This window comes from Leifsonia sp. LS1 (assembly GCF_020521355.1).
Taxonomy (GTDB): domain Bacteria; phylum Actinomycetota; class Actinomycetes; order Actinomycetales; family Microbacteriaceae; genus Leifsonia.
On the sequence record NZ_BPER01000006.1, the window covers coordinates 251,524 to 263,649 of the forward strand.

Below are 12,126 nucleotides of genomic sequence, written 5' to 3' on the forward strand. Positions count from 1 at the left end.
CAGTGTGACCGACCGCAGCATCCCCCTCTCCGTCCTCGACCTCGCCAGCCGTCCCGCCGGAGGCACCAACGCCGACGCCGTCTCCGGCACCATCCGCCTCGCGCAGACGGCCGAACGTCTGGGCTACCAGCGCTTCTGGGTCGCCGAGCACCACGGCATGCCGGCGATCGCCTCCAGTGCACCCGCCGTGCTCATCGCGGGTGTGGCCGGCGCGACGGAACGCATCCGGGTCGGCTCGGGCGGCGTGATGCTCCCGAACCACGCCCCGCTCGTCGTCGCGGAGCAGTTCGGTACCCTCCGCGCCCTCTACGGCGACCGTATCGACCTCGGCATCGGGCGCGCGCCCGGAACGGACGGCGCCACCGCGATGGCGTTGCGGAGGAGCGAGCAGGGCCTCGGTGTGGACGACTTCCCGCAGCAGCTGCTCGACCTCTTCGGCTTCTTCTACGGGGGCATGAGTGACGCTAACCCGCTGCACTCCATCACCGCGGTGCCCGGGCTCGGCGACGCCCCGCAGGTATGGCTGCTCGGTTCCAGCGGCTTCAGCGCGCAGGTCGCCGCCGCCCTCGGCCTGCCGTTCGCCTTCGCCCACCACTTCGCCGGAGAGAACACCGAGGCGGCGCTCGACCTGTACCGGTCGAAGTTCGAGCCGAGCGACTTCCTCGACGAACCGCACACGATGATCGCGGTCAATGTCGTCTCCGACGCCGACCCGCAGACGGTCCGCGCGCTGTCGCTGCCCGGGCAGCTCTCCTTCCTCCGCATGCGCCAAGGCCAGAAGCCGCAGCCCGTGAGCGTCGAGGAAGCCCTCGCCTACGACTTCAGCCCACTGGAGGAGGAGTTCATCGCCGCCCGCAACGCCCGCCAGGCCATCGGCACCCCGGACGAGGTGCGCGCACGCCTCGACTCCCTCCTGGGCTCCACCGGTGCGAACGAGCTGATGGTGTCGTCCGGCGCGGCGACCGTGGAGGGCCGGATCCGCTCCCTCGAGATCGTCTCGGAGCTGTACCCCGCTCCATGACGGCGCATGACGCGGCCAGGAGAGTCTGACGCGTCGCGCGAGTAGCGTGGGTGCGTTCCCGAGCCGAAGACACACGAAGGCGGTCCCCGCATGGCACACGTCCCCACGGTCGTCGGAGTGAGCGGAAGTCCGACACGCCCCTCCCGCACCACGGTGCTGGTCGACGAGGTCGCCCGCTCGTTCGCCGGCGCGATCGGCGGCACCCACCGCACCATCGAACTCGCACCACTGCTCGGCCAGCTGGGGGCGGGACCCTTCCGTTCGCACCTGGGGCCGGAGGTCGCGGAGGCCCTCGAAGCCGTGGAGGCCGCCGACGTCATCGTCGTCGGTTCACCTGCCTACCGCGCTACCTACACGGGACTCTTCAAGCTCTTCTTCGACCACATCGGGCAGTACGCGCTCGTCGACAAGCCCATCGTGCTCACCGCGACGGGCGGAAGCGACCGCCACGCCCTCCTCGTCGAGCACCAGATGCGCCCCCTCTTCGGCTTCTTCCAGTCCCTCACCCTCCCGCTCGGCATCTACGCCGCCGAGAGCGACTTCGCCGACTACCGGATCACCTCCGAAGACCTCCGCGGTCGCATCGACACCGCCGTCAACCGCACCATCCCGCTCGTGCGCGCCCACATCGACCCGGAGTCGCGGTACGCGACGGCGGAGTTCGCGCGTCCCGACGCGTTCTGAGAGGGCCCCGCTGCTCCTGTTCTGCAGGGGGTGATTCCCTGTGGCTGAGTGGGAGGGTGTCTCGCGTGTCGGGGCTACCCCAGACCCCGCCTCACGCGTCGCGTTCTGCGGCGCCCGGGGCCCCTCGCGGCAGGGGCCGGGAAGTCGCCAGCGAAGAGCGGTAAACAGAAGAGGAGCCCCGGTTCGCGATGCGAACCGGGGCTCCTCTTCTGTTTACCGCTCTGTCGGGGTGACAGGATTTGAACCTGCGGCCTCTTCGTCCCGAACGAAGCGCGCTACCAAGCTGCGCCACACCCCGATGGCCCTGAAGGCCTCATCTAGGATACACGAGCCGGAGGTGTGCTGATGACCATCCCGGCGCTCAGGCCGCTGTCAGAGTGACCAGGGTGGCCTCCGGGCGGCACGCGAACCGCACGGGCGCGTAGATGGAGGTGCCCAGCCCGGCGGAGACGTTGAGGAAGGCCGAACGGAAGGCGTGGCGCCACATGCTGAGGCCCTTGACCTGCTTGCGGGGGATGTCGCAGTTCGTCACCAGCGCGCCGTAGCCGGGCACACAGACCTGGCCGCCGTGCGTGTGACCGGCGAAGATCATCGCGGCGCCGTAGGTCACGAAAGCGTCCAGCACGCGTCGGTACGGCGCGTGCACGACACCCAGCGTCACCGTCGGCCGCGCGGTCGTCGGCTCGTCCTCGGGCCACATGGCGTCGTCGCTGTACGGATCGTCCTCGCGGAGTTCGTCGAGAGCGCCCGGGATGGCCTCCACGCGGTCGAAGCGGACGTGCGGGTCGTCGACGCCGAACAGCTCGAGGTGGGTGCCACGGATGTCGAGGGAACCGACCGCGTTGTTCAGATCCAGCCAGCCCAGATCACGCAGGTACGCCGTCAGCGCCGCGGTGTCGAGCCGGGGAGCGGTGGACCCGTTCTTCTTCGATGGGCCGGTGAAGTACTTGAGAGGGTTCTTCAGCTGCGGGCCGAAGTAATCGTTCGACCCGTGGACGAAGACACCCGGCGTGCCGCGGAAGGCGTCGAGCGCCGCACGGATTCCCTCCAGTCCGTTCTCGTGGCTGAGATTGTCGCCGGTGTCGACGACCAGGTCAGGCTTCAGCGCCGCGAGCGAGCGCACCCACTCCTGTTTGTCCCGCTGCCACGGGGCCATGTGCAGGTCGGACAGGTGCAGGACACGGATCGGCGCGGATCCGGCAGGGAGCACGGGTACCGACACCTCCCGCAGCGTGTAGGCACGACGTTCGATGAGCGAGCCGTATGCGAACGCGGCCGCTCCTGTGGCTCCCAGCACCGCGAGCGCGGTGCCGAGCGGACGGAGCGCGGAGCGGCGACCCACTAGCCGGCGCCCGGTGTGGGCGCCGCGGCCGGCGGTCCGGCAATGGTCAGCGCGACCTGCGTCCCCGGCTTGGTGGGCGTGCCGGCGGCGGGATTCTGGGTCTGCACGACGGCGTCGCCGCCACCGCTGCCCGAGATCTTCACGCTGAACCCGGCGGAGGTGAGCGCCTTCTGCGCGTCCGACGCCTTCTGGCCGACGACGTTGGGCACCGCGACGAGGGAGCCGTTGCTCGTGAAGATGGTGACGACCGTGCCCTTGCCGACCGAACTACCCGCTGCGGGGTCCGTCGCCGACACGGTGCCGGCGGGCTGGACCGAGTCCTGCTGGCCGCCGTCGGTGCTGTCCAGTCCGAGGCCCTTCAGGATGTTCTTGGCCTCGTCCGGCGACTTGCCGGCCAGATCCGGGATCGAGACCTGAACGCCGCGGACGAGCTTGTCCGGTGCGGCCGGGAAGTCATCGCCGCCGTACTTGGCGACCGCGGCCGACATCATGGCGCGCTGCACCGCGGTGCGGGCGATCGCGGGCGTGGTGCCGTGCGTCGGGTAGATCCTGCGCATGTCCTGATGGCCGCTGACGTTGCCGACCCAGTAGGCGCCGGCGACCTTCGTCGTGGCGGCGACCAGCCACAGCTGCTCGTTGCCGTCGGTGGTGCCGGTCTTGCCGAGCATGTCCTTGCCGGTGGTGTTCATCCCGGCGGCGGTCCCGCTCTGGACAGGGCCCTGCAGTGCCTTGGCCATGGTGTTGGCGACCGTCGGGTCGACGGACTGCGTGCACTTCGTGGCGGGCGGTGCGACGTCCTTTCCGGCGGCGTCGGTGATCTTGTCGATCGCGATCGGGCTGCAGGTGAGGCCGTTGTTGGCGATGCCCGCGAAGGCGGTCGCCATCGTCAGCGGTGCGATCTCGTTCACGCCGAGCACCGAGGACGGCACCGTGCTCAGCGGCTCACCCTTGGCGGTGTGCACGCCGAACGCCTCGGCGTCGTTCTTGATCTCGCACAGGTCGAGCTGGGAGGCCATGGAGACGAACGCCGTGTTGATGGAGTTCGTGGTGGCGTTCTGGGCGCTGCGCTGCCCCTCCTCGCCACCGGAGTCGTTCGTCGGGCGATAGGTTCCGGTCCAGTCGCCGTCGCACGAGTTCTTGAACTTCGTGTAGGTGCGGATGTTGGCGTTGACCGTCTCGTTCAGCGAGTGTCCCTGCTTGAGCCATTCGGCGAGCGTGAACACCTTGTACGTCGATCCGACCTGGAACCCCCCGGAACCGCCGTAGGCGTAATCGGTCGAGTAGTTGATCGCGCTGAAGGACGGGTCGGCGGCAGCCTCGTCAGCGTCCTGCGTGTAGTTCTTGTTCTGCGCCATGTAGAGAACACGGCCGGTGCCCGGCTGCACCCCGACGAGCACACCGCCGATGTCGACCTTGTAGGTCTTGGGCACGTAGGAGTTGATCGTCGCTTCCGCGACCGTCTGCAGGTCGAGGTCCAGCGACGTGTAGATCTTGTAGCCGCCGCGGTTGAAGTTCGCCCGGCGCGTGTCCTCGTCGGCACCGAAGGTCGGGTCGTTGAGGATGATCCGCTGCACGTAGTCGCAGAAGTACGCCGAGCCCCCCGCGGTCTGGCAACCACGGGTGGAGGGTGTGATGACGGGCTGCACCGGTGTCTTCACGGCCTCGTCGTACTGCGTCTTGGTGAGCTTCTTGTACTGGTACATCTTCTGGAGGATGTAGTCGCGGCGTTCCTTGTTCTTGGCGTAGCCGTTGGCGGCGCCGTTCGACTCGGAGTCCGGGCTGTCGATCTTGAGCGACGTCGGCTCGTTCACGATCGCGAGCAGGCTGGCCGCCTGCGCGGGCGTCAGCGCCGCGGCGGTCGTGTTGAAGTAGTACCGGGCCGCGGCCTCGATGCCGTAGACCGAGCCGCCGAAGCCGGCGATGTTGAGGTAGCCGACCAGGATCTGGTCCTTGCTGTACTTCTTCTCGATGCCGATGGCGTACTTCATCTCCTTGACCTTGCGGTCCGGGGTGACGCCGGTCGAGTCGTCGACGCAGGTCTGGTACGCCTTCTTCTGCTCGTCCGTCTTGACGGGCATGGCCTCGCACTTCTGCAGCAGAACGTTCTTCACGTACTGCTGGGTGATCGAGGAGCCGCCCTGCACTCCGCCGCCGGAGACGGTGGACAGCACACCACGCATGGTGCCCTGGATGTCGACGCCGCCGTGGCTGTAGAAGCGCGGGTCCTCACCGGCGATGGCCGCATCCTTGGCGGCCTGCGAGATCTGGTCGAACGTGACGGGGAGACGGTTCTGTGAGTAGAAGGTCGCGAGAGCGCGGTCCGTGCCGTCGCTGTTCTTCGCGTAGATGGTGGTCGGCTGGGCGAGCGTGCCCGGCTCGAGGTACTCGGGAAGGCCCTCGAAGACGCCGATCCCGTTGTTGGCCGCCATGCCGGTCACGGCGATCGCCGGCGTGACGGCGGCAGCGACCAGAAGGCCCGCGACAACACTCATGCCGAGGAACGCGGCGCCGGCGCCGAACGCACCTCTAGCCCGTGGTTTTTTCGCAGACATAGGATCAGAGTAGGTGATCAACCTGATAAACGGCCCGAACGCAAGGAGCACGATGCCGCGCTGGGAGTACCTCACGACGCCCCTGATGATCCACAACACCGCCGCCATCCTCAACAACTGGGGCTCGGAGGGGTGGGAGCTGGTGCAGGTGGTGACGGGTCCGGAGGGCGGTCTCGTCGCCTACCTGAAGCGCCCCGTGCAGGACGAGGCGGACGCCTGATGGCCGCCATCGAGGCGCGTCTCGCCGAACTGGGCATCGACCTGCCGGACGTCGTCCCGCCGGTCGCCGCCTACACCCCCGCCGTGATCGACGGCGGCCACGTCTACACCTCCGGCCAGCTGCCGATGGTCGCCGGCGCACTCCCCGCGACCGGCAAGGTGGGCGAGGGCCACGGCCTCGTTCCGGCCGCCGACGCCAAGGACTATGCGCGCACCTGCGCGCTCAACGCCCTCGCCGCCGTGAAGAGCGTGCTCGGCTCCCTCGACCGGGTCACCCGCGTCGTCAAGGTCGTCGGCTTCGTCGCCTCCGATCCCGCGTTCACCGGTCAGCCCGGCGTCGTCAACGGCGCCTCGGAGGTGCTGGGAGAGATCTTCGGCGACGCCGGAGTGCACGCTCGGTCGGCCGTCGGTGTCGCCGTGCTCCCGCTCGACTCGCCGGTCGAGGTCGAGATCGTGGTCGCATTCGAGTAGTCCACGCCAGGAGACGACGAAGGGGGGGGGGCGGGGGGGCCCCCCCCCTTCGTGCATCCGTCAGGACAGCTTGCTCTGGATCGAGCTCATGACCGCGGTGTCGGCGAGCGTGGTCGTGTCGCCCACCTCGCGCCCCTCCGCGACATCCTTCAGCAGGCGCCGCATGATCTTGCCCGACCGGGTCTTCGGCAGCTCGGTGACGATGAAGATGTCCCGAGGACGGGCGATGGCGCCGATCTGCTCCGCGACATGCTTGCGCAACTCGGCCGCCACGTCGATCGACTGCGCCGTCTCGAGCTGGTTCTCCTTGATGATCACGAACGCGACGACGGCCTGGCCGGTCGTCTCGTCCTCGGCACCGACCACGGCGGCCTCCGCCGTCAGCGCGTGAGCCACGAGCGCCGATTCGATCTCCGCTGTCGAGAGCCGGTGACCGGACACGTTCATCACGTCGTCGACCCGGCCGAGCAGCCAGATGTCGCCCTCCTTGTCGTACCGGGCGCCGTCGCCGGCGAAGTACTTGTCGCCGAACTTCGACCAGTAGGTCTCGACGAACCGGTCGGGGTCGCCCCAGATGCCCCGCAGCATGCTCGGCCACGGCTCCGTGACCACCAGCAGGCCGCCCTGGTCCTTGCCGACCGGCACACCCGCCTCGTCGAGGATCTCGATCGAGACACCCGGCAGCGGCACCTGCGCGCTGCCCGGCTTGAGCGTCGTCACCCCGGGCAGTGCGGAGATCATGATGGCGCCGGTCTCGGTCTGCCACCAGGTGTCGACGATCGGGGTCCCGCCGCCGCCGATGACCTCCCGGTACCACATCCACGCCTCCGGGTTGATGGGCTCGCCCACCGACCCGAGCACGCGCAGGCTGGAGAGGTCGAACCGCTGCGGGTGCTGCCGGCCGAGCTTCATGAACGAGCGGATCGCGGTCGGCGCGGTGTAGAAGATCGAGACCTTGTACTTCTCGATGATCTCCCACCAGCGGCCCGGGTGCGGCGTCTCGGGGGTCCCCTCGTAGAGCACCTGGGTGGCGCCGTTGGCGAGCGGGCCGTACACGACGTAGCTGTGGCCGGTGATCCAGCCGACGTCGGCCGAGCACCAGTACACGTCGGAGTCGGCGTGGAGGTCGAACACGTTCTTGTGGGTGAACGCGGCCTGCGTGAGGTACCCGCCCGAGGTGTGCAGGATTCCCTTGGGCTTGCCGGTCGTACCCGAGGTGTAGAGGATGAACAGCGGCTGCTCGGCCGGGAACGCCTTGGCGACGTGGTCCGCGTCCACCTGGGCGATCTCGTCCTGCCACCACAGGTCGCGGCCCTCGGTCCAGGCCACCTCGTTCTCCCCGCGCTTGACGACGAGGACGTGCTCCACCGTGCTCTCGGAGCCCGACAGGGCGGCGTCGACCGCGTCCTTGAGCGGGAACACGCGGCCCTTGCGCCAGCCGCCGTCCGCGGTGATCACCAGCTTGGCCTCGGCGTCGTCGATGCGCGAGCGCAGGCTCTCCGCGCTGAAGCCGCCGAAGACGACGGAGTGCACCGCGCCGATGCGTGCGACGGCGAGCATCGCGATCACGGCCTCCGGGATCATCGGGAGGTAGATGGCCACGCGGTCGCCCGCACGGATGCCCAGGCTGGTGAGCAGATTGGCCGCCTTCTTGACCTCCGCGGTGAGCTCGGCGTAGGTGAGCGAGCGGGAGTCGCCGGGCTCACCCTCCCAGTGGATGGCCACACGGTCGCCGTTGCCGGCGAGCACATGCCGGTCGAGGCAGTTGTAGGCGACGTTGAGCTCGCCGTCGTCGAACCACTTCGCGAACGGCGGGTTCGTCCAGTCCAGCGTCTTCGTGAACGGTTTGTGCCAGTGCAGGAGGTCGCGGGACTGGTCGGCCCAGAACCCGAGGCGGTCGTCGGCGGCGCGCTCGTAGAGATCGGCTGTCGCCACGGCGTGCGCGGCGAACTCCTCGCTCGGCGAGAACCGTCGGGCTTCATGGAGCAGGTTGTCGATTGTGTTGCTCATGGGGAGGCTGTTCGCTCCTTTGCGATGCTGAGTGTTCTGTCGTGGCGCGACAATGCCTGACTCTACAACCTCGGGCGGGCCGGTCCCACGGAGACTTGCGTTTGCATTGATTCCGCGTAAACTTGTCCCCGGCCGAATGTAAATTCGTGCGTGCGGCGCTAACGATTCCCCCCAATCCAGCGCCGCAGTGGCCGCACCTGTTCCCCCCAATAGGTGCGGCCCCCCTTTTTTAACCGGCATCCCCCTAGCGCGCCGCTCGTCATTCCCAACCGCGGGCCTCCCGTCAGGACTCCACAGATCCTTCGGAGTCGTCCCGGTTCCGCCGTCTGTGCTCTTGGCTCGGAGGATGAGAGACGAGACAGCGAGCCCCGCTCAGCGTGAACCCGGTCTGTGGGAGACGTTCGGCATCCTGACGCCCTACCTCCAGCGACCGGGCGTGACCGACCTGTTCATCACCGGAGCGGGCGAGCTCTGGAGCGACGGCGGCCCACCGGGTCTCCATCGCATCCCGGACTGGAACCTGGACGAGCGTTCCGTCCGCCGCCTGGCCGTCGATCTGATCGGTCGTGGTGGGCGGCACATCGACGAGGCGACGCCGTTCGTCGACGTGCGCCTGCGCGGGGGAGTGCGCGTCCACGCCGTGCTCCCGCCCATCTCGACCGGGGGAACGCTCCTGTCCATCCGTATCCCGCGCGAGGAGGTCCTGACGCTGGAGGATCTCGCCGCCGCGGGCTCGCTGACGCCGGAGCAGGCGCAGACCCTGCGCGCGGCGGTTGCGGCGCGCACGAATCTGCTCGTCACAGGGGCGGGCGGGGCAGGGAAGACCACCCTGCTCGCCGCCATCCTGGCCCACGCGCCGCCGACCGAGCGGATCGTCGTGATCGAGGACGTCTCGGAGCTCCGCGTCCCGCACCCGCACGTCGTCGCGCTGCAGGCACGCCAGCCGAACCTCGAAGGAGCGGGCGGCGTGGATCTGCGTCGGCTCGTGCGCGAAGCACTCCGGATGCGACCCGATCGCCTCGTGCTCGGCGAGTGCCGCGGAGAAGAGGTGCGCGATCTGCTGAGCGCCCTCAACACCGGACACGATGGGGGAGCGGGCACGCTCCACGCGAACTCGCTCGTCGACGTCCCGGCGCGCTTGGAAGCCTTGGGCGCTTTGGCGGGCCTCGGGGAGCACGCGCTCGCCCGGCAGGCGGTGAGTGCGATCGGGCTCGTCGTCCATGTCGAACGGAGGGGGGAGGGCCGCCGCGTGGCCGGATTCGCCCGCCTCGCGCTCGGCGGGGACGGCCGGCTGGGAGTCGTGCCCGCGCGGGGTGCCGTCGAGCAGCCCGGGGGCAGGGCATGAGCAGGAAGCGCGGGACGGCTGTGGTGCCACAGCGGCGACGAGCGGGCCGCGGGCGCGCGGCCGCGACACGAAAGCGGGACGGCGTCCTCCGTCGTTCCGCTTCGTCGGTCGTCGAGACGGACGCCGACGCACTCGCCGGTGCCGCCGAGGCACTCGCGGTGCTCCTCGACGCGGGTGTAGCGCCCACGTCTGCGTGGCGGCACGTGGGGCGGGCGGGCGCTCCACCGTCGGTGCGCCGGGTGGCCGCGCGCATCGAGGCAGGGGCGGCCGTCGAGGATGCGCTCGCCGAGGAGTCGCTCGCCGAGCAGTCGGCGTCGGTTCGGCGGACGATGCGCGGGAGTGCGCGCGGACGGAGCCGCGACTCTCCGCAGGGGCGGGGGTCGTCGCGCGGGTTGCCGGATCCGTGGGCGTCGTCTGAGGCGGCCGTGCGCGCTCCCACGACCGGCGCGGGCCCGCCGGGCGAGGCGTCGGTGAGCGGGGGTCCGCTGGCGACGCTCGCCGCCGCCTGGGCCGTCGCGGTGGCGGCAGGAGCGCCGCTGAGCCCGGCGTTGCGGGGCGCGGCGGACGCGCTACGGGACCGGGCGGAAGTGGCGCGGGATGTGGAAGTGGCGCTGAGCGGCCCCCGAGCGACGGCACGGCTGGTGAGCTGGCTGCCGCTGGCGGGCGCGGCGTCGGCGATGCTCCTCGGAGTCGACATCGTCGGAGCGCTCGGTTCCGGACCGGTCGGTGGGATGCTCCTCACCGCGGGTGCAGCCCTGGGGATCGCCGGGAGGAGATGGACGGCGAGTCTTGTCCGCAGGGCGGCCCCGAGCGGGGACGTACCGGGGACGACCGAGGAGCTGACGGCGATCGCACTGAGCTCGGGGCTGTCGGTGGAGCGATCGCGCCGCCTCGTCGCGGAGACGTGCGACCGGCTGGATCTCCCCGGTGGATCCGACGCCGCCATCGACGACATCCTGGAGCTGGCGGCGCGGGCCGGGGCCCCGGCTGCCGAGCTACTCTCCTCCTCGGCGGTGCAACGGCGGCGCACAGCCCGCGCTGCAGGACGCACCGCCGCCGCGCGCCTCGGTGTGCAGCTCCTGATGCCCCTCGCTGTCTGCGTACTGCCATCGTTCCTGCTCCTGGGAGTCGCACCCGTGATGCTCGCGCTGATCTCCTCCACCGTTGCGGGGTTCTGAGCAGTTGTCCACCGATTCGGGTGACCGGCCCACGCGCCGACAGCCCTCGCGAAGGATGAGGAGCACCGGCCATCGGCCCGGACCGGTCGAGAGGAAAGGGATGACGAGATGGGGAGCGAGTGCTGAGAGAGCGATGGGCGGGGGAACGAAAGGTGCGGGAACGAAAGGTGCGGGAACGAAAGGTGGGGGAACGAAAGATGGGGGAACGAATGGTGGGGGAGCGGGAGCACGTGCCGGAAAGGCGGACACGGAGCGAGCGGGAGCCGGAGGAGCGGCCGATGACAGAACGGCCGGCCCGCTGGGCACAGCGGGTATGGCCGGCACGAGCCCGGCGGGCCCGGGCCTGGGAAGCAGTACGGGACGAGCACGGCGCGGCGACGGCGGAGTACGCGATCATCACGGTCGCGGCGGTGGGCATCGCGGGTCTGCTCGTGGTCGTGCTGCGGAGCGACGAGGTGAAGAGTCTGCTCACGGAGCTGGTGCGTGGTGCTCTCACGGTCGCGGCGTGAGAGCGGCTCGCCCGGAGAGCCGCGCGGGTCCGAGCGAGAGAGGGGCAGCGTCACCGCCGAGTTCGCTGTCGCCCTCCCCGCGGCCCTCGTGTGTCTCGGGCTCGGCGTCGGCGCCGTGCAGGCCGGTGGACAGCAGCTCCGGTTGGCCGACGCCGCGGCGGTGGACGCGCGGCTGCTCGGCCGGGGTGATCCGCCCGTTGCTTCCGCGGTGTCCGGCCTCGAGGCGGAACGTGTGATCGATCGGCGGAGTGGGATGGTGTGCGTGACCTTGACGGCCCACAGCGCCGTGGTGGGGCTGGGCGCAGCAGGGCTGCGGATCAGCGCACGAGCGTGTGCGGTGGACGAGGCCCGTGCCGAATCCGGAGGCACGGGGTGATGCCGGTGCGAGGCGCCGCATGGCGGCCGGGCACGTCCCGGTTCAGGGGCCGGCTGGGCGGCGAGTACGGAAGCGCGAGCGTCGTGGTCGTGACGCTGGTGGGGGCGATGGTCGCGGTCCTCGTCGCAACGCTGGCGGTCGGGGCCGCGCACGTCGCGAAGCGACGGGCGGCGACGGTCGCCGACCTGGCGGCGCTCGCCGCGGCGGACGCCGCGGTCGGGAGGATCGGAGGCGAGCCGTGCGAACTGGCCGACCGGGTGGCGGAGGAGAACGGCGCAGAACTGGAGGAGTGCCTGATGGCAGGGCTGGAGGCGACGGTCACCGTGGGCGTCGACATTCCGGGAGGGTGGCGCACGGCCGTGAGTGCACGTGCGGGACCGCCGGGATGAGCCGGGAGCACCGGGTAACGCGTTCGGCCG

Annotated in this window: 12 protein-coding genes and 1 tRNA gene; 9 read left to right on the forward strand and 4 right to left on the reverse strand. The window is 70.1% G+C overall.

What is annotated here, in order from left to right; genetic code table 11:
- Window positions 1-4 precede the first annotated feature (4 nt).
- Both LLS1_RS13005 and msuE read left to right on the forward strand, forming a co-directional pair.
- Complete coding sequence (locus LLS1_RS13005; RefSeq protein ID WP_226656110.1) at window positions 5-1,021, forward strand: LLM class flavin-dependent oxidoreductase; 1,017 nt, start codon at window positions 5-7, stop codon at window positions 1,019-1,021.
- Between the two features lie 90 nt (window positions 1,022-1,111).
- Entirely contained in the window at window positions 1,112-1,705 is a 594-nt protein-coding gene (msuE, locus tag LLS1_RS13010) for an FMN reductase (RefSeq protein ID WP_223359875.1), read from the forward strand.
- A 224-nt stretch (window positions 1,706-1,929) separates the two neighbouring features.
- Here the strand turns inward: msuE and LLS1_RS13015 are convergent.
- The 3 genes from LLS1_RS13015 to LLS1_RS13025 all read right to left on the reverse strand — a co-directional run bounded on the left by LLS1_RS13015 (window position 1,930) and on the right by LLS1_RS13025 (window position 5,599).
- Window positions 1,930-2,003 (reverse strand) — tRNA-Pro (locus tag LLS1_RS13015).
- A gap of 63 nt (window positions 2,004-2,066) precedes the next feature.
- Window positions 2,067-3,047, reverse strand: a complete 981-nt coding sequence (locus tag LLS1_RS13020; protein ID WP_226656111.1) for a metallophosphoesterase — start codon at window positions 3,045-3,047, stop codon at window positions 2,067-2,069.
- Window positions 3,047-5,599, reverse strand: a complete 2,553-nt coding sequence (locus LLS1_RS13025) for a transglycosylase domain-containing protein (protein ID WP_226656112.1) — start codon at window positions 5,597-5,599, stop codon at window positions 3,047-3,049. Before LLS1_RS13025 ends, LLS1_RS13020 begins: the two co-directional genes overlap by 1 nt.
- Before the next feature lie 52 nt (window positions 5,600-5,651).
- Between LLS1_RS13025 and LLS1_RS13030 the strand changes: the two genes are divergently transcribed.
- Together LLS1_RS13030 and LLS1_RS13035 are read left to right on the forward strand one after the other, a co-directional pair.
- Complete coding sequence (locus tag LLS1_RS13030; RefSeq protein ID WP_223359879.1) at window positions 5,652-5,819, forward strand: DUF4177 domain-containing protein; 168 nt, start codon at window positions 5,652-5,654, stop codon at window positions 5,817-5,819.
- Window positions 5,819-6,289 carry a RidA family protein gene (locus LLS1_RS13035; RefSeq protein WP_223359880.1) on the forward strand — a complete coding sequence of 157 codons (471 nt, stop codon included), beginning with the start codon at window positions 5,819-5,821 and terminating at the stop codon, window positions 6,287-6,289. The genes LLS1_RS13030 and LLS1_RS13035 overlap by 1 nt, the downstream gene beginning before the upstream one ends.
- A 60-nt stretch (window positions 6,290-6,349) precedes the next feature.
- On the opposite strand, the gene acs is transcribed toward LLS1_RS13035, so the two are convergent.
- Window positions 6,350-8,299, reverse strand: a complete 1,950-nt coding sequence (acs, locus tag LLS1_RS13040) for an acetate--CoA ligase (RefSeq protein WP_226656113.1) — start codon at window positions 8,297-8,299, stop codon at window positions 6,350-6,352.
- A 346-nt stretch (window positions 8,300-8,645) separates the two neighbouring features.
- Here acs and LLS1_RS13045 point away from each other — a divergent pair, with 346 nt between their 5' ends.
- The 5 genes from LLS1_RS13045 to LLS1_RS13065 all read left to right on the forward strand — a co-directional run bounded on the left by LLS1_RS13045 (window position 8,646) and on the right by LLS1_RS13065 (window position 12,096).
- Window positions 8,646-9,644 (forward strand): TadA family conjugal transfer-associated ATPase, encoded by a 999-nt coding sequence (locus LLS1_RS13045; protein WP_226656114.1) that lies wholly within the window; start codon window positions 8,646-8,648, stop codon window positions 9,642-9,644.
- Complete coding sequence (locus LLS1_RS13050) at window positions 9,641-10,822, forward strand: pilus assembly protein TadB (protein WP_226656115.1); 1,182 nt, start codon at window positions 9,641-9,643, stop codon at window positions 10,820-10,822. Before LLS1_RS13045 ends, LLS1_RS13050 begins: the two co-directional genes overlap by 4 nt.
- A 278-nt stretch (window positions 10,823-11,100) precedes the next feature.
- Window positions 11,101-11,331 carry a DUF4244 domain-containing protein gene (locus tag LLS1_RS13055; RefSeq protein WP_226656116.1) on the forward strand — a complete coding sequence of 77 codons (231 nt, stop codon included), beginning with the start codon at window positions 11,101-11,103 and terminating at the stop codon, window positions 11,329-11,331.
- Entirely contained in the window at window positions 11,306-11,707 is a 402-nt protein-coding gene (locus tag LLS1_RS13060; protein WP_226656117.1) for a TadE family type IV pilus minor pilin, read from the forward strand. Before LLS1_RS13055 ends, LLS1_RS13060 begins: the two co-directional genes overlap by 26 nt.
- Window positions 11,707-12,096 (forward strand): Rv3654c family TadE-like protein, encoded by a 390-nt coding sequence (locus tag LLS1_RS13065; RefSeq protein WP_226656119.1) that lies wholly within the window; start codon window positions 11,707-11,709, stop codon window positions 12,094-12,096. The genes LLS1_RS13060 and LLS1_RS13065 overlap by 1 nt, the downstream gene beginning before the upstream one ends.
- Window positions 12,097-12,126: the final 30 nt, after the last annotated feature.